Raw genomic sequence first — 17,257 nt, forward strand, 5'->3', positions numbered from 1 at the left:
CGAACCTGTGGGAGTCAGCTCCCACAGGTTTTTTTGTGTGGTCTGATTCTTTCCCCTTTTATTGAAGGCTGTCGCGAATGTTCGCTGCGTCACTGATTTTCCTGCTGACCATTACCCTGGTGATCTGGCAACCCAAAGGCCTCGGGGTCGGCTGGAGTGCAACGTTCGGCGCCATCATCGCGCTGATTTTCGGTGTGGTGCACCTGAGCGACATCCCGCTGGTGTGGCAAATCATCTGGAACGCCACCGGCACGTTCGTGGCGCTGATCATCATCAGTCTGCTGCTCGACGAAGCCGGCTTTTTCGCTTGGGCGGCCCTGCACGTGGCGCGTTGGGGCCGGGGCAGCGGACGCAAGCTGTTTGCCTTCATGGTGCTGCTCGGCGCGCTGGTGTCGGCGCTGTTCGCCAATGACGGCGCAGCGCTGATCCTCACGCCGATCGTGATTTCCATGCTGCTGGCCCTGCGCTTTTCCCCGGCGGCGACTCTGGCGTTCGTCATGGGCGCGGGGTTCATTGCCGACACCGCGAGCCTGCCGCTGGTGGTGTCGAATCTGGTGAACATCGTCTCGGCCGACTTTTTCCACATCGGTTTTAACCGCTATGCGGCGGTGATGGTGCCGGTCAACTTCGTCAGCGTCGCCGCCACGCTGGGCATGCTGCTGTGGTTCTTCCGCCGTGATATTCCCAAGGCTTACGACCCGGAACAGCTTGAACACCCGGAAACCGCCATCCACGACAAAGCCACGTTCTACGCCGGTTGGGCGGTGTTGGTGATTTTGTTGATCGGCTGTTTCGCGCTGGAACCGCTGGGGATTCCGATCAGCGCGATCTCGGCGGTGTGCGCGGCGCTGTTGCTGGCGATTGCCGCGCGCGGGCACAAGATCTCCACGCGCAAGGTCATGAAAGAGGCGCCGTGGCAGATCGTGATTTTCTCGCTGGGCATGTACCTGGTGGTCTACGGACTGCGCAATGCCGGGCTCACCGATTATCTGGCCGGGTGGCTCGATGTGTTCGCCGTTCACGGCGTATGGGGTGCGGCGATGGGCACCGGGGTGCTGACGGCCTTGTTGTCATCGATCATGAACAACCTGCCGACGGTGCTGGTCGGGTTGCTGTCGATCGATGCCAGTCAGGCCAGCGGTGTGGTGAAGGAGGCGATGATCTACGCCAACGTGATCGGCAGTGACCTGGGGCCGAAAATCACCCCGATCGGCAGTCTCGCGACCTTGCTTTGGCTGCATGTGCTGGAGCGCAAGAACATCCGGATCGGCTGGGGTTATTACTTCAAGGTCGGGATCGTACTGACGGTGCCGGTGTTGCTGGTGACGCTGGCCGCACTGGCGGTGCGGTTGTCGGTTTAATTCTGCCCCGGCACGTTCGGCCACAGATCCGACACCAGAAACAGCCGCTCGGCTTCTTCCCATTCGCCCCGGGCGTTTTCGGTCAGGCGTACCATCAGTTGCGCCGGGGCCAGCGGTTCGAGTTCATCGAGCCAGGCCTGCAAGTGTCCGTTGCTCCAGGTCTGGTCCGCCGGGTAGTGCGCCGGCGCCAGCCAGGCGTGGCGGGGCAGGGGTTGCCAGCGTCCGTCCGGGCGCTGGGCGACAAACGCCGGCCAGTCTTTCTGATGCAGCCAACTGCCACGCAAATGCTGCGGGTGGGCGCCGCTGGGCGGCACGGACTGACCGGGCCACGGATACAGCAAGTATCCGCCCAGCCACAGTTGCGCGCTGAACGACCTGACATCCAGCGCCGCCAGCACTTCGCGGCTTTCCGGGCGCGCGGAGATCGGCAGCTGATGTTCGCTCAAATGCGCCAGTTTGCGATCCAGTCGATCATGACAACCCGGCCCCAGCCACGACGCCGGATCATGACCGTCGCCGTTCTGCGGGCCGAGGTAGAGCTTGATGGCCAGTTCCAGGTGGTGCACGCCGTCGCGATCGCGCAGCAGCATGTCCAGCTCGCCGAGGGTGTGGCCTTCGCGGCGGATCGGCAGGTTGGCGGCGATCAGTTCGATGCCCGGCGCGTGTTTCACCGCAAATTGCCACAACCGCTCGTAATACAGGCCCAGGCGCCGGGTGCGGGCCTGGGACAGCCAGTGCAGCAGGCCGTAACTGTCGCGGTCGAGCTGGCGCAGCCAGTGTTCCAGGCGCTCGGGGTCGCCGACCCAGTCGCTGCCCGCCAGCGGATGGCGCTGCGGCCATGGGGTTGCGGCGAGCATCGGCGGGGCGAGGATCACCCACGCCAGATCGCGCACCTCGGGGTGGCGTAACTGGTGGGGCAGCTGAAGCAAATCGGGAAATAGGATCATCTTGCGAGCATAGCCTCAAACACCGGCGCATCCTCGGGGCTGAAAGGATTTTGTCTATCCGGCGCTTTCGCCCATAATCGTGCTTTTCGCCGTCTCAGTCCCCCGCAGGAGTCCCATGGAGCAATTTCGTAATATCGGCATCATCGGTCGCCTGGGCAGCTCCCAGGTGCTGGATACCGTCCGCCGACTGAAACGCTTCCTGCTCGATCGTCACCTGCACGTGATTCTCGAAGACACCATCGCCGAAGTCCTGCCGGGCCATGGCCTGCAAACTTCGTCACGCAAGATGCTCGGCGAAGTCTGCGACATGGTCATCGTGGTCGGCGGTGACGGCAGCCTGCTCGGCGCGGCACGGGCACTGGCCAAGCACAATATTCCGGTGCTCGGGATCAACCGTGGTAGCCTCGGCTTTCTCACCGACATCCGCCCCGACGAGCTGGAAATCAAGGTTGCCGAAGTGCTCGACGGCCATTATCTGGTGGAAAACCGCTTCCTGCTGCAGGCCGAAGTCCGTCGTCACGCCGAGGCCATCGGCCAGGGCGATGCGCTGAACGACGTGGTGCTGCACCCGGGCAAATCGACGCGGATGATCGAGTTCGAGCTGTACATCGACGGCCAGTTCGTCTGCAGCCAGAAGGCCGACGGCCTGATCGTGTCGACCCCGACCGGTTCTACCGCATACGCGCTGTCCGCCGGCGGCCCGATCATGCATCCCAAGCTTGACGCTATTGTGATTGTGCCGATGTACCCCCATACCTTGTCGGGCAGACCGATCGTGGTCGATGGCAACAGTGAGCTGAAAATCGTCGTGTCCAAAGATATGCAGATCTACCCGCAGGTCTCCTGCGACGGGCAGAACCACTTCACCTGCGCGCCGGGCGACACCATTACCGTCAGCAAGAAAGCACAGAAGCTGCGGCTGATCCATCCGCTCGACCACAACTACTACGAAGTCTGCCGCACCAAGCTCGGCTGGGGCAGCAAGTTGGGTGGTGGAGGCGACTGATGCTCGATCCCGCGCGCAGTTATGACCTGATTGGTGACGTGCACGGATGCGCCCTGACCCTGGAACACTTGCTGGACCGTCTCGGTTACCACAAGCAGGGCGGGGTCTGGCGACATCCATCGCGCATGGCCGTGTTTGTCGGCGACATCATCGACCGTGGCCCGCGGATTCGCGAGGCGCTGCACATCGTCCACGACATGGTCGAGGCCGGTCAGGCGTTGTGCATCATGGGCAACCACGAGTTCAACGCCCTCGGCTGGAGCACCCCGGCGCCTCCGGGCAGCGGCAAGCAGTTCGTGCGTGAACACACCCCGCGCCATGCCCGATTGCTGCACGAAACCCTGACCCAGTTCGAAGACCATCCGGGCGACTGGCACGACTTCCAGCAGTGGTTCTACCAACTGCCGCTGTTCGTCGATGCCGGACGTTTCCGCGTGGTGCATGCCTGCTGGGATGCCGGGCTGATCGAGCCGCTGCGCGCGCTGTTTCCCGATGGCTGCATCGATGAACACTTCCTCCAGGCCTCGGCCGTACCGGGCAGTTTCGCCTGTACCGTGTTCGATCGCCTGCTGCGCGGCACCGACATGCGCCTGCCGGATGGCCTGACCATGACCAGCGGCGATGGCCTGGTGCGTTCGTTTTTCCGTACCAAGTTCTGGGAAGACGATCCGCAGACCTACGGCGACATCGTGTTCCAGCCCGACGCACTGCCGGAACCGGTGGCGCAAAAACCGCTGACCTCCAGCGAAAAGAATTCCCTGCTGCGCTACGGTATCGATGAGCCATTGCTGTTCGTCGGCCACTACTGGCGCAGCGGCAAACCGGCGCCGATCCGGCCGAACCTCGCGTGCCTGGATTACAGCGCGGTGCTCTACGGCAAACTGGTCGCCTATCGTCTGGATCAGGAAACCCGCCTCGATCCGCATAAATTTGTCTGGGTCGACGTCGAGCGGCCGGAGGTGCTGCGATGAGTGCCATAGCCGTCTTGCGTGTGCCGTTGGCGGCGGACCTGAGTGGGTTCGTCAAACTGCTGCAACGCATGCAAGTGCCCCATCGCGTCAGTGAAGAGGCGGGCGAGCAGGTGTTGTGGGTGCCCTCGGAAATCAGCGACGACGTACGTTCGCTGTACGAGCGTTTCCCGGCGGGTGATCCGGATCAGCAGCTGGAAATTCCGTCGGCGCCGACGCTCAAGCGCCCGAGCTTCGCCGAACAACTGAAACATGCCAAAGCCACCGGATTCATTCTGCTGCTGAGCCTGATCGTTGGCGGGTTGACCTTTCTCGGCGACAACCTCGAGACGATGCGCTGGCTGACCTTCCTCGATTTTCGCGTGGTTGGCGACTACATCCACTTCACACCCCTGGCCGACAGCCTGGCGGCGGGGCAGTGGTGGCGCCTGTTTACGCCAATGCTGATTCACTTCGGCATCCTGCACCTGGCCATGAACGGCATGTGGTACTGGGAGCTGGGGCGGCGCATCGAGTCGCGCCAGGGCAGCGTCAACCTGATCGGCCTGACGCTGCTGTTCGGCCTCGTTTCCAACTATGCGCAGTTCGCGTGGGGCGGCCCGAGCCTGTTCGGCGGACTGTCCGGCGTACTTTACGGATTGCTCGGTCACTGCTGGATCTTCCAGCTGCTGGCGCCGAACCCGGCCTATCGCCTGCCGCGCGGCGTGCTGGCAATGATGCTGGTGTGGTTGCTGGTGTGCATGTCCGGGCTGATCTCGATGATCGGCTTCGGCGAAATCGCCAACGCTGCCCACGTCAGCGGGTTACTCATCGGATGCTTCACCGGTTTGTTGGGCGGTTTGTACAACCGCCGTAAACTGGCCGCCTGAATTTTTTGAATAAAGAGCACGGAGACCCTGATGTCCTCTTTTAACGATTTGATTAAGAACATCACCCCGGATATCTACCAGAGCCTGAAGCTGGCGGTAGAGATCGGTAAGTGGTCGGACGGTGGCAAGCTCACCGCCGAACAGCGTGAACTGTCGTTGCAGGCGATGATCGCCTGGGAAATGCAGAACCTGCCCGAAGAAGAGCGCACCGGTTACATGGGCCCGCAGGAATGTGCGTCGAAGTCGATTGAAGTGCCGAACATCCTGTTCAAGTCGGACGCCCTCCATTGATCGAGATCGGCCGCGGTGCAATCAGCAAAATGTCGGCGCGCCTGGACGGGCCGAACGTGCAGTACGCGTTTCGTCTGGATGACGTCGAGGTGCCGGTCAACCCGTTGATCGGCAGCACGGTGCGTCTGGAATACCTGGGGGCGATCCACTGCACCCATTGCGGGCGCAAGACCAAGACCAGTTTCAGTCAGGGTTACTGCTACCCGTGCATGACCAAACTGGCTCAGTGCGACATCTGCATCATGAGCCCGGAACGCTGCCACTTCGATGCTGGCACCTGCCGTGAGCCTGAGTGGGGCGAGAAGTTCTGCATGACCGACCACGTCGTCTACCTGGCCAATTCGTCGGGGATCAAGGTCGGCATCACTCGCGCCACCCAGTTGCCGACCCGCTGGCTCGACCAGGGCGCCAGTCAGGCGCTGCCGATCATGCGCGTTTCGACGCGGCAGCAGTCGGGTTTCGTCGAAGACCTGTTCCGCAGCCAGGTGGCGGACAAGACCAACTGGCGCGCCTTGCTCAAAGGCGACGCGGCGGCGGTGGATCTGGCGCAGGTGCGCGATCAACTGTTCGAAAGCTGCGCCCCGGGTCTGCAAGGTTTGCAGGAGCGATTCGGTCTCCAGGCCATTCAGACCATCGCCGATGTCGAGCCGCTGGAAATCCGCTACCCGGTCGAGCAGTACCCGGCCAAGATCGTCAGCTTCAACCTGGACAAGAACCCGATTGCCGAAGGCACGCTGCTGGGGATCAAGGGCCAGTACCTGATCTTCGACACCGGCGTGATCAACATTCGCAAGTACACGGCCTATCAGCTCGCCGTGCATCAATAAGGACTTCAGCATGCGCACCGAACAACCGAAGATGATTTACCTGAAGGACTATCAGGCGCCCGAGTACCTGATCGATGAAACACACCTGACCTTCGAGTTGTTCGAGGACCACAGTCTGGTCCACGCGCAACTGGTGATGCGCCGCAACCCGGCCCGTGGCCCGGGCCTGCCGCTGCTGGTGCTCGATGGCCAGCAGCTGGAATTGCTCTCGGTGACCCTGGCAGACCAGGAACTGAGCGCGAGCGATTACCAACTGACTGAAAACCACCTGACCCTGCAACCGGCCAGCGAAACCTTCACGGTCGACACCAGCGTCAGGATCCACCCGGAAACCAACACTGCACTGGAAGGCCTGTACAAGTCCGGCACGATGTTCTGCACCCAGTGCGAGGCCGAAGGCTTCCGCAAGATCACCTATTACCTCGACCGCCCGGACGTGATGAGCAAGTTCACCACCACCGTGGTCGCCGAGCAGCACAGCTATCCGGTGCTGCTGTCCAACGGCAACCCGATCGCCAGCGGCCCCGGCGAAGACGGCCGGCACTGGGCGACCTGGGAAGACCCGTTCATGAAACCGGCGTACCTGTTTGCGCTGGTGGCCGGTGACTTGTGGTGCGTTGAAGACAGCTTCACCACCATGACCAACCGCAACGTGGCGCTGCGCATCTACGTCGAGCCGGAAAACATCGACAAGTGCCAGCACGCCATGAACAGCCTGAAGAAGTCGATGCGCTGGGACGAAGAGGTCTACGGTCGCGAGTACGATCTGGACATTTTCATGATCGTCGCCGTGAACGACTTCAACATGGGCGCGATGGAGAACAAGGGCCTCAACATCTTCAACTCCAGCGCCGTGCTGGCCCGTGCCGAAACCGCTACCGACGCCGCGCACCAGCGCGTTGAAGCGATCGTCGCTCACGAATACTTCCACAACTGGTCGGGCAACCGCGTGACCTGCCGCGACTGGTTCCAGCTGTCGCTCAAGGAAGGCTTCACGGTGTTCCGCGATGCCGGTTTCTCCTCTGACATGAACTCGGCCACGGTCAAGCGCATTCAGGACGTGGCGTACCTGCGTACCCACCAGTTCGCCGAAGATGCGGGTCCCATGGCCCACGCCGTGCGCCCGGACAGCTTCATCGAGATTTCCAACTTCTACACCCTGACCGTGTACGAAAAGGGCTCGGAAGTGGTCGGCATGATCCACACCCTGCTGGGCGCCGAAGGCTTCCGCAAAGGCAGCGACCTGTACTTTGAACGCCACGACGGCCAGGCCGTGACCTGCGATGACTTCATCAAGGCCATGGAAGATGCCAACGGCGTCGACCTGACCCAGTTCAAGCGCTGGTACAGCCAGGCCGGCACACCTCGTCTGGCGGTGAGCGAGTCTTACGACGCCGCCGCGAAAACCTACAGTCTGATCTTCCGCCAGAGCTGCCCGGAAACCCCGGACAAGGTTGAAAAACTGCCGTTCGTGATCCCGGTGGAGCTGGGCCTGCTCGACAGTCAGGGCAACGAGATTGCCCTGCGTCTGTCCGGTGAAGCCTCGGCCCAAGGCACTAGCCGAGTGATCTCGGTGACCGAAGCCGAACAGACGTTCACCTTCGTCGACATCGCCGAACAGCCGCTGCCGTCGTTGCTGCGTGGCTTCTCGGCGCCGGTGAAACTGAGCTTCCCGTACAACCGCGATCAGCTGATGTTCCTGATGCAGCATGACACCGACGGTTTCAACCGCTGGGATGCCGGTCAGCAACTGTCGGTGCAGGTGCTGCAAGAGTTGATCGGCCAGCAGCAGAAGGGCGAAAGCCTGGTGCTCGACCCACGTCTGGTTTCCGCGCTGCGCACCGTGCTGTCGGACGAGTCGCTGGATCAGGCGATGGTCGCGGAAATGCTCTCGCTGCCAAGCGAAGCCTACCTGACCGAAATCAGCGAAGTCGCCGACGTGGACGCGATCCACACCGCCCGCGAATTCGCCCGTCAGCAACTGGCGGACAATCTGTTCGAGGCGCTGTGGCTGCGTTATCAGGCCAACCGCGACCTGTCGAAGCAAACCCCGTACGTGGCCGAGGCCGAGCACTTCGCCCGTCGCGCGTTGCAGAACATCGCGCTGTCTTACCTGATGCTCAGCGGCAAGCCGGAAGTGCTGGCGGCAACGCTGGAACAGTTCGACAGCTGCGACAACATGACCGAGCGCCTGACCGCGCTGGCGGTGCTGGTCAACTCGCCGTTCGACGAGCAGAAAGCGACCGCACTGGCCAGTTTCGCCGAGCACTTCAAGGACAATCCGCTGGTCATGGATCAGTGGTTCAGCGTGCAGGCCGGCAGCACCTTGCCGGGCGGTCTGGAGCGGGTGAAAGCGCTGATGCAGCACCCGGCGTTCAACATCAAGAACCCGAACAAGGTGCGTGCGCTGGTCGGTGCGTTCGCCGGGCAGAACCTGATCAACTTCCACGCGGCGGACGGTTCGGGTTATCGCTTCCTGGCGGATCTGGTGATCGAACTGAACGGCTTCAACCCGCAGATCGCGTCGCGTCAATTGGCGCCGCTGACGCGCTGGCGCAAGTATGACGGCGCTCGTCAGGCGCTGATAAAGGCGGAGCTGGAGCGGATTCTGGCGTCCGGTCAGTTGTCCAGTGATGTGTATGAAGTGGTCAGCAAAAGCCTTGCTTGACGCTGTTTCAGGGCAATAAAAAAACGCCGCTCGATGAGCGGCGTTTTTTGTGGGTGGATGAAAAAGGTTTATTGGCGCAAATCAAACCGATCCAGATCCATCACCTTCGCCCAAGCGGCAACGAAGTCGTTGACGAACTGTTCCTTCGCATCGGAGCTGGCATACACCTCTGCCAGCGCCCGCAGCACCGAGTTGGAACCGAACACCAGATCGACCCGGGTCGCCGTCCACTTCACGCTGCCGGTTTTACGGTCGCGGCCTTCGAACTCGGTTTTCGACGTCGGTTTCCATTCCACGCCCATGTCCAGCAGGTTGCGGAAGAAATCGTTGGTCAGTGATCCGGGCTTGTCGGTAAAGACCCCGTGTTTCGTCTTGCCGACGTTGGTGTCCAGCACGCGCAGGCCGCCGATCAACACGGTCATTTCCGGCGCCGAAAGCGTCAGCAGTTGCGCCTTGTCGATCAGCAACGCTTCGGCCGGCACGCGATAGGTGTTGGCGGCGTAGTTGCGGAAGCCGTCGGTGTGCGGTTCGAGGAAGCCGAACGACTCGACGTCGGTTTGCTCCTGAGTCGCATCGGTGCGCCCCGGATTGAACGGCACAGTCACCGTGTGCCCGGCGTTTTTCGCTGCTTGTTCGACACCGGCATTACCCGCCAGCACAATCAGGTCCGCCATCGAGACTTGCTTGCCTGCCGCACCGGCGTTGAACTCGTTCTGAATGCCTTCGAGGACTTTCAGCACCTTGTCCAGTTGCTCCGGTTGGTTGGCCTGCCAGAACTTTTGCGGTGCCAGACGCAGACGTCCACCATTGGCGCCGCCGCGTTTGTCCGAACCCCGGAAGGTCGATGCGGCCGCCCAGGCGGTGGAGACCAGTTCCGAAACGGACAGCCCCGACGCCAGTACTTTGCCTTTCAGCGCCCTGATATCGCTGTCGTCCACCAGTGGATGGTTGGCCTCGGGAATCGGGTCTTGCCACAGCAGTTCTTCTTGAGGCAATTCCGGGCCGAGATAACGCGACAGCGGGCCCATGTCACGGTGAATCAGCTTGTACCAGGCGCGGGCGAAGGCGTCGGCCAGTTGATCGGGATTGGCCAGGAAGCGCCGCGAAATCTTCTCGTAGGCCGGGTCGAAACGCAGGGCCAGGTCGGAGGTAAGCATGGTCGGGTCGATGCGTTTGTTCGGGTCGTGGGCGTGGGGAATGGTGCCGGCCCCGGCGCCGTTTTTCGGTTTCCACTGATGGGCACCGGCCGGGCTCTTGGTCAGTTCCCATTCGAAGCCGAACAGGTTTTCCAGATAGTTGTTGCTCCACTTTGTCGGGGTGGTGGTCCAGGTCACTTCCAGGCCGCTGGTGATGGTGTCGGCGCCTTTGCCGGTGCCGAAGCTGTTTTTCCAGCCCAGGCCTTGTTCTTCGAGGCCGGCGGCTTCCGGTTCCGGGCCGACGTTATCGGCGGGGCCGGCGCCGTGGGTCTTGCCGAAGGCGTGGCCGCCGGCGATCAGGGCGACGGTTTCCTCGTCGTTCATGGCCATGCGGCCGAAGGTTTCGCGGATATCCTTGGCCGAGGCCACCGGGTCGGGATTGCCTTCCGGGCCTTCCGGGTTCACGTAGATCAGGCCCATCTGCACGGCGGCGAGCGGGTTCTCGAGGTTGCGTTCGCCCTGATTGGTGCGGCTTTCCTCATTGCCGTGTTCGGCAGGTTCCGCGACCAGTGTTCCTTCGCCCGGCGGCTGCATGGATTCCGGGTCCTTGCCGTAGCGATTGTCGCCGCCCAGCCATTTGTTTTCCGAACCCCAGTACACATCTTCGTCCGGCTCCCAGACGTCCGCGCGGCCACCGGAGAAACCGAAGGTCTTGAAGCCCATCGATTCCAGCGCGACGTTGCCGGTGAGAACGATCAGGTCGGCCCAGGAAATGTTGCGGCCGTATTTCTGCTTGATCGGCCACAGCAGGCGGCGGGCCTTGTCGAGGCTGACGTTGTCCGGCCAGCTGTTGAGTGGGGCGAAGCGTTGCTGGCCGGAGCCGGCGCCGCCACGGCCGTCAGCAGTGCGATAGGTGCCGGCGCTGTGCCAGGCCATGCGGATGAAGAGCGGGCCGTAGTGGCCGAAGTCCGCTGGCCACCACTCCTGGGAGTCGGTCATCAGCGCCGTCAGATCGCGTTTGAGAGCCTGGAAATCCAGGCTCTTGAAAGCCTTGGCGTAGTCGAAGTCCTTGCCCATCGGATCGGATGCGGGCGAGTGCTGACTCAGGATTTTCAGGTTCAGTTGATTCGGCCACCAATCGCGGTTCGTCGTGCCACCGCCGGCGGCGTGATTGAACGGGCATTTCGATTCATTTGCCATGTTCGGGTCCTTATCAGGTCTTCTGCGGCCGGCTCGTGCCGACTTCGGAGTAGTAAGGCTAGACCCGACTCGGCGAGTCAGCTAATAGGCCGACTATTGGAGCGTGATAGGCGCAGTCTCTTACGCGACGAGCCGGGAGCGTGGGCCGGGCAGGGCGCTGAAATGCCCGTGCTTGAGCGATGGTTTGCAATTGTGGGGAAGAAACGTGATGGCCATTGGAAATGTTATTGTATAACATAAAAATGATTTCATCTGATCGATGCCAGTAATACACCCTCTGTAGCGCCGGCATTGATCCTCACTTTTCTGCCTGACGGATTTCTTAAATGCCTTCCCGTTTCCACACCTACCAACCCCGCCTGACGCTCATGGCCTCGGCGCTGCTGATCGCTTTGCCCGCATTCGCCGCCGACCCGCTGGAACTGCAACCGCAAGTCATCACCGGCAATCCGCTGGGCAGTCAGACCCTGGCCTCGCCTTCGACCGTGTTGAGCGGCGATGACCTGACGCTGCAGTAAAAGGGCAGCCTCGGCGAAACCCTGAACAAGCAGCCGGGTGTGTCGTCGTCCTACTTCGGCCCGGGTGCCAGTCGGCCGATCATTCGCGGGCAGGACGGCGATCGCATTCGCATCCTGCGCAACGGCGTCGGCGCGCTGGACGCCTCGTCGCTGTCCTACGATCACGCGGTGCCGCTGGATCCGGTCAACGTCGAGCGCATCGAAATCGTCCGTGGCCCGGCAGCCTTGCTGTACGGCGGCAGCGCCATCGGCGGGGTGGTCAACACCTTCGACAACCGCATCCCGACCGAAGCCATCGACGGCATTCACGGTGCTGGCGAGTTGCGCTACGGCGGCGCCGACACCACCCGCAGCAGCGCCGGCAAACTCGAAGCCGGTAACGGCCAGTTCGCCTTGCACGTGGACGCCAGCGCCCGCGAATTCAATGACCTTAAAATCCCCGGCTACGCCAAGACCAGTCGTGAGCGGGCGAACGACGATGGCGATTCGAAGAAGCATCGGCTGGCCAACAGCGATGGTCGTCAGGACGGCGGTGCTGTGGGCGGGTCGTACACCTGGGATGACGGTTACGCGGGGCTGTCGTACAGCAATTACGATTCGAACTACGGCTCGCCGGCCGAAGACGACGTGCGCATCCGCATGGAGCAGGAGCACTACGCGTTTGCCTCGGAAATTCGCAACCTCGACGGCCCGTTCAGCTCGGTGAAGTTCGACGCCGGCTACACCGATTACCAGCACCGCGAAATCGAGGGCGGCGAGGTCGGCACCACGTTCAAGAACAAGGGCTACGAGGCGCGGGTCGAGGCCCGGCATCAGCCGCTGGGGCCGTTCAACGGGGTGATTGGTGCGCAGGTCAGTCGCAACGAATTCTCGGCGCTGGGCGAAGAAGCCTTCGTGCCGCACACCGATACCGATGCCGGTGCACTGTTCATTCTCGAAGAGCTGCAAGCCACGGATCGCCTGCTGTTCACCCTCGGCGGACGCCTTGAACACACCACGGTCGACCCGGACGCCAAAGGCAACGAGCGTTTCGCCAATGCCGATCGCTCCAGCAGCTTCACCGCCGGCAGCCTGTCATCCGGCGCGGTGTACACGCTGACGCCGGTCTGGTCGGTCGCCGCCACGCTGGGCTACACCGAACGCGCGCCGACGTTCTATGAGCTTTACGCCAACGGCGCCCACGTTGCCACCGGCACTTATGAAGTCGGGGATGCGGGGCTGTCGAAAGAGAAAGCCGTCTCCAGCGACCTGGCCCTGCGTTTCGACAACGGCACCCACAAGGGCAGCGTTGGCGTGTTCTATAGCCATTTCTCCAACTACATCGGCTTGCTCGGGACCGGGCGCACGCTCAACGACGAAGGCGAGGAAGACGCCGACGGCATCCCCGAATACACCTACTCCGGCGTGCGGGCGCGCTTCAGCGGTATCGAAGCGCAGGATCGCTGGACCCTTGGCGAAAACGCCTACGGCAAGTTTGCGCTGGAACTGTCGGGTGATTACACCCGCGCCAAAAACCTCGACAATGGCCAGGACCTGCCGCGCATCGCGCCGCTGAGGTTGAACACCGGTCTGTTGTGGGAGCTGGATCGCTGGCAGGCGCGGATCGATTTGGAACACGCCAGTTCCCAGCACCGGGTGCCGGACAACGAAAGCAGCACCGACGGCTACACCACGCTGGGGGCGAATGTGGGATATCACTTTGATGTTGGCCAGAGCAAATGGCTGGCCTTCGTCAATGCCGAGAACCTGACCAACCAGACCGTGCGTTATGCCAGTTCGATCCTGCGGGATATTGCGCCGGCAGAAGGGCGCAGCATTCAGGTCGGTCTGCGCACCACGTTCTGATCGTTCACACCGGACGGGCGCCAGCGTCGTTGCGAAGCTGGCGTTCACCTCAACTCGATTGAGCTGTGTCTTCTTCCGGGATCTCGTCCAGCAGATCCTGTTGCCCCGGCAGCTCGGTGATCACGCTGAAATCACTGACCTCCACGGCGCCCAGGCCATACCCCAACAAGTGGAACGAAAACGCCTTGCGCGGTTGCGGGTTGTCGAAACTGAAGTCCATCTCCAGCGGCTGATCCGCCGTGGCGACCATCTCGGTCGGCAGGCCCAGTTGCACGTCCTGTTCGAACTCCTTGGCCTTGAGCTGAATGTACGCTGCCTGCTGCGGATCGACCGAACGCACGGTCAGGCGCACGCGGGTGTGGGAGCCCTTGGGCATTTCCAGGTATTGCGCGCCGATCAGGTTGTCTGCCCAGTCGTCCTTGATCTGCGCTTGCAGCGGGATGACGTTGGCGCTGCCGAACTGATAGCGCTGGTTCAGCGGGGTGCGCAGCAGCGACAGGTCCAGGGCCGAGGCGCGGGCGGCGATGTCCCGGGCGTTCTGGCCGCTGGCATTGCCCTTGAACGTGGCGCTTTCGGCGATGAACCCTTCGCTGGCGTAATTGCGGCAACGGCGCGGCATGTCGCATTCAGTCAGCAGGCCGCGACCGTCGTGATAGCGCAGCTTGCCGTTGGTGAACGACATGATTTCGCGGCCCGAATCGTAATCGCGAAACAACGAGCGCCCGCTGAGGGCGGAAGGCACCGGAAAATCGAAGTAATCCAGAATCGACGCGCTCAGATCGACGTGACCGTAGACCCCGGCGTTCAGGCGCGGCAGTTGCGCCTGCTCCGGCGCGAGGGTCAGGTTGAAGCCCCAGGACGACGCGAGGCGTACGCCGTCGATGCCGTGGGACTCGTCCGAAGTGATCACCACCAGCGTGTCTTTCAGCACGCCCTGGCGTTCGAGGCCGCTGAGAAACTGCTCCAGCGCATCGTCCAGATAACCGACGGCGGCCTGCTTGGGCGTGTCGTAGCGTTGCAGGTAATCCTCCGGCGCGGAGTAGGGCTGGTGGGTGCCGACGGTCAGCAGCGTGAGCATCCACGGCTGTTTCTGCTTTTTCAGGTCGCCGACGTATTTCAGCGCGCCTTCGAAGAACGCCTTGTCATCCTTGCCCCAAGGGAATTCCAGGTAGTTGGCGTTGGTGAACCATTCCAGGCCATGGGTCGCATCGAACCCGATGTGCGGCATGATCTTGTCTTTGGCCATGAACCGCAGCCCTGCGCCTTGCAGGTAGTGAGTGGCAAAACCGTGCTGACGCAACTGGGCCGGCAGGCACGCCTGATTGCGCTCGTGCTGGGTCAGCATTTCCACGCCTTTGGGCGTGCCGTTGTCGAGTTTGTCGTAATCGCCGCAGAGCATGGCGTACAGACCGCGAATGGTCTGATGGGTGTGCAGCACGTAATCCGGAGTGTTCATGCCGCGCTCGGCCCAGCGGCTGAGGTTGGGCATCAGGTCCTCCTGATAATGGCTGCCGATAGCTTGGCGATTGGCACCGATGTAGGCGCCCGGAATGCCTTCGAGGGCAACGATCAGCACATTGCGCGCCTGGCCTTTGGCCGCCAGCAATGGGTGACCGTTCAGATCGACATCGGTGAGCCCGGCCATCGGTGGGGGCGCGACCTGGGTGTCGCCGTCCAGCCATTCTTCAGCCTGCATCTGCACGTCGGCAACCTGCGCGGCCAGCAACTGGTGCGGCAGGTTGTACAGACGCCATGGGTCGGCATCGCTCGGGTTCAGGTGCTGCGCGCCCCAGTACGCGCAGAACAGCAGCACCGGCGTCGCCCAGGCTGCGCGGGGCAGAGCGGGGAACTTTGTCGCGCGTCGAGTCCAGTGACTCAGTAACCACAGGGTCAAAGCCACCAGCAGCGCAACCGCCACACCGGGGTGGGCGAAGCCGCCGGTGGAGTTCTCCACGAACTGCGGGTCGATCAGGTAATGCAGGTCTGCCACGGTCGGCAGGCGCCCGACCGCGCTGACCAGTTCCGCGGTCGCCACCGCCAGCAATCCCCAGAACAGCAGCACCGGTAGCGCTAGCCACCAGGGACGACGATGCAACAGCACCACCAGCAGACTGCCGATGGACAGATCCGACAGATAACCGAACAGGCTCGACCAGCCGAGCGCCGCGCGAAGGCACACCGGCATGATCAGTACCAGGAAAACCAGAGAAAGAAGGCGGGCATCCAGGCGCCGCAGCCGTTGAAAAAGAGCGCTCACAAAAAAGACCTTCCAGCCATTAAACCGTCATAAAAGTGTGGGCGATGATACCAAGGGTGGGCTGTCTGATCGCCTTTTTAAACGGCTGGGTGATCCGGTCCCGGGAGGCACTCTCAGCCAACCGGATGAGCTGGGGCCTTGATCGGCGACTGTCCTGGCGGTTTTGCGGCTTAAGCGAGGCGGCGGTTTTATTGTTTCAGGCTGTTTAACCGGCCTTTGATCCGTTCCTGCTGCATTTGCGAACCAGTGCGATTTACAATGCGCGACTTCTGATGGAGTCGTTCGTCGTGGATTTACTCGCGCAACTTCACGCGCAGCTCAGCCGCTGGGTGATCGATCCGGTCACCGAACGGTTCCTTGGCCTGTTCGATTTGAACGGCCGCCTCGGTGTGGTGTTTCTGCTCACATCCTACGGCGTGGCATACGGCCTTTATCGCCACCGAAAATCCCGGCACCTGACGCAAGCCCGATCCTTCTGGCAATTTGTCGGCGGCGGTCGTGTTCACGGGCATCGTTCGGCCTGGCTGGATTACCGTTATTACTTCATCAAGGCGATTCTTCGGGTGACGCTGGTGTTGCCCGTGGTCGGCCTCGTCGACCCGCATATTCTGCGTTCGGGCGACTACGCACAGTTTTTCACTCAGTTGTGGGGCGCGCGCGAGCAAGTGCCGGAACACCCGTTGATCGCGTTGTTCTACGGACTGGGCGTGTTCCTGTTCAGGGATTTTCTGCATTACTGGATTCACCGCGCCTTCCATTCCCGCTATCTGTGGGAATTTCACAAGGTTCATCATTCGGCGCCGGTGCTGGTGCCGGCCACCGCCAGCCGGATTCACATTGCCGAATCGATCGTTGAACGAATCGTCATCACCGCCGGCCTCGGCGCGTTTGCCGGGACGGTCTGGTATGCCTGCGGCGGCGAGATCAGCCGCTACACGCTGTTCGGCGTGACCTGGCTGGCGCTGATCATCAACAGCCTGGGCTCCAATCTGCGGCACAGCCATGTCTGGCTGTCGTTCGGGCCGGCGGTCGAGCATGTGCTCAGCAGCCCGGCCCAGCACCAGATTCATCACAGCGACGCACCGCGCCATTTCAACAAGAATTTCGCGATCAATCTGTCACTGTGGGACTGGCTGTTCGGCACGCTGTACGTCACCACCTCAAAGCCCGAAGCCTTGCGCTTCGGCACGGGCGAGCAGGACCGCACGCGTTATCTGACGCTGTACAGCCTGACCGTCACCCCGTTCGTGGAAACCGCGAAGCGCCTGTCATTGAACGTCGACGGTCTTAGAACCCGGTTCAACCAGCGTACGCCTTGAACGTCGGTATCAGCCTGTTCATCAGTTTTTCGAAGCTGGTTTTCC

11 protein-coding genes and 1 pseudogene are annotated in these 17,257 nt (G+C 62.1%); 9 read left to right on the top strand and 3 right to left on the bottom strand.

Translation table 11 applies throughout. The features are described from left to right. Positions 1-77: 77 nt before the first annotated feature. Positions 78-1,361: an arsenic transporter gene (locus ABFB52_RS12425; RefSeq protein ID WP_129973685.1), complete on the top strand. Its 1,284-nt coding sequence runs from the start codon at positions 78-80 to the stop codon at positions 1,359-1,361. On the opposite strand, the gene ABFB52_RS12430 is transcribed toward ABFB52_RS12425, so the two are convergent. Beyond that, the gene (locus tag ABFB52_RS12430) at positions 1,358-2,308 is read right to left on the bottom strand and encodes a DUF1853 family protein (protein WP_085748394.1); all 951 of its coding nucleotides are present in this window, start codon (positions 2,306-2,308) and stop codon (positions 1,358-1,360) included. The genes ABFB52_RS12425 and ABFB52_RS12430 overlap by 4 nt on opposite strands. A 115-nt stretch (positions 2,309-2,423) precedes the next feature. Between ABFB52_RS12430 and ABFB52_RS12435 the strand changes: the two genes are divergently transcribed. The 6 genes from ABFB52_RS12435 to pepN are packed head-to-tail and all read left to right on the top strand — an operon-like array spanning position 2,424 to position 8,937. Next, complete coding sequence (locus ABFB52_RS12435; protein WP_007956919.1) at positions 2,424-3,314, top strand: NAD(+) kinase; 891 nt, start codon at positions 2,424-2,426, stop codon at positions 3,312-3,314. Beyond that, on the top strand, positions 3,311-4,285 hold the full coding sequence (locus ABFB52_RS12440) for a metallophosphoesterase (RefSeq protein WP_173892803.1): 975 nt from the start codon (positions 3,311-3,313) through the stop codon (positions 4,283-4,285). Before ABFB52_RS12435 ends, ABFB52_RS12440 begins: the two co-directional genes overlap by 4 nt. Continuing rightward, positions 4,282-5,151 (top strand): rhomboid family intramembrane serine protease, encoded by an 870-nt coding sequence (locus ABFB52_RS12445; RefSeq protein WP_085748392.1) that lies wholly within the window; start codon positions 4,282-4,284, stop codon positions 5,149-5,151. Before ABFB52_RS12440 ends, ABFB52_RS12445 begins: the two co-directional genes overlap by 4 nt. Before the next feature lie 30 nt (positions 5,152-5,181). Beyond that, positions 5,182-5,442, top strand: coding sequence for a DUF1315 family protein (locus ABFB52_RS12450; protein ID WP_011333626.1), 261 nt, complete (start codon positions 5,182-5,184; stop codon positions 5,440-5,442). Then, complete coding sequence (locus tag ABFB52_RS12455) at positions 5,439-6,269, top strand: DUF2797 domain-containing protein (RefSeq protein WP_085748391.1); 831 nt, start codon at positions 5,439-5,441, stop codon at positions 6,267-6,269. Before ABFB52_RS12450 ends, ABFB52_RS12455 begins: the two co-directional genes overlap by 4 nt. Before the next feature lie 10 nt (positions 6,270-6,279). Beyond that, the gene (pepN, locus tag ABFB52_RS12460) at positions 6,280-8,937 is read left to right on the top strand and encodes an aminopeptidase N (protein WP_129973686.1); all 2,658 of its coding nucleotides are present in this window, start codon (positions 6,280-6,282) and stop codon (positions 8,935-8,937) included. 68 nt (positions 8,938-9,005) lie between these two features. On the opposite strand, the gene katG is transcribed toward pepN, so the two are convergent. After that, the gene (katG, locus tag ABFB52_RS12465; protein WP_085748389.1) at positions 9,006-11,273 is read right to left on the bottom strand and encodes a catalase/peroxidase HPI; all 2,268 of its coding nucleotides are present in this window, start codon (positions 11,271-11,273) and stop codon (positions 9,006-9,008) included. A 326-nt stretch (positions 11,274-11,599) separates the two neighbouring features. Here katG and ABFB52_RS12470 point away from each other — a divergent pair. Then, positions 11,600-13,636 (top strand): annotated as a pseudogene (locus tag ABFB52_RS12470) (TonB-dependent receptor). A gap of 49 nt (positions 13,637-13,685) precedes the next feature. Here ABFB52_RS12470 and ABFB52_RS12475 read toward each other — a convergent pair. After that, positions 13,686-15,893 (bottom strand): LTA synthase family protein, encoded by a 2,208-nt coding sequence (locus tag ABFB52_RS12475; protein ID WP_129973687.1) that lies wholly within the window; start codon positions 15,891-15,893, stop codon positions 13,686-13,688. 287 nt (positions 15,894-16,180) lie between these two features. Between ABFB52_RS12475 and ABFB52_RS12480 the strand changes: the two genes are divergently transcribed. Next, complete coding sequence (locus ABFB52_RS12480) at positions 16,181-17,212, top strand: sterol desaturase family protein (protein WP_129973688.1); 1,032 nt, start codon at positions 16,181-16,183, stop codon at positions 17,210-17,212. Positions 17,213-17,257 lie beyond the last annotated feature (45 nt).

It is taken from the genome of Pseudomonas sp. 9.2(2024) (genome assembly GCF_039695385.1).
GTDB classification, from domain to species: Bacteria; Pseudomonadota; Gammaproteobacteria; order Pseudomonadales; family Pseudomonadaceae; genus Aquipseudomonas; species Aquipseudomonas paraglycinae.

What these genes read in the sequence shown, in the direction of transcription:
- katG (WP_085748389.1), bottom strand. Translation starts at nt 11,273, where the DNA reads ATGGCAAATGAATCGAAATGCCCGTTCAATCACGCCGCCGGCGGTGGC.
- ABFB52_RS12450 (WP_011333626.1), top strand. Translation starts at nt 5,182, where the DNA reads ATGTCCTCTTTTAACGATTTGATTAAGAACATCACCCCGGATATCTAC.
- ABFB52_RS12425 (WP_129973685.1), top strand. Translation starts at nt 78, where the DNA reads ATGTTCGCTGCGTCACTGATTTTCCTGCTGACCATTACCCTGGTGATC.
- ABFB52_RS12430 (WP_085748394.1), bottom strand. Translation starts at nt 2,308, where the DNA reads ATGATCCTATTTCCCGATTTGCTTCAGCTGCCCCACCAGTTACGCCAC.
- ABFB52_RS12435 (WP_007956919.1), top strand. Translation starts at nt 2,424, where the DNA reads ATGGAGCAATTTCGTAATATCGGCATCATCGGTCGCCTGGGCAGCTCC.
- pepN (WP_129973686.1), top strand. Translation starts at nt 6,280, where the DNA reads ATGCGCACCGAACAACCGAAGATGATTTACCTGAAGGACTATCAGGCG.
- ABFB52_RS12445 (WP_085748392.1), top strand. Translation starts at nt 4,282, where the DNA reads ATGAGTGCCATAGCCGTCTTGCGTGTGCCGTTGGCGGCGGACCTGAGT.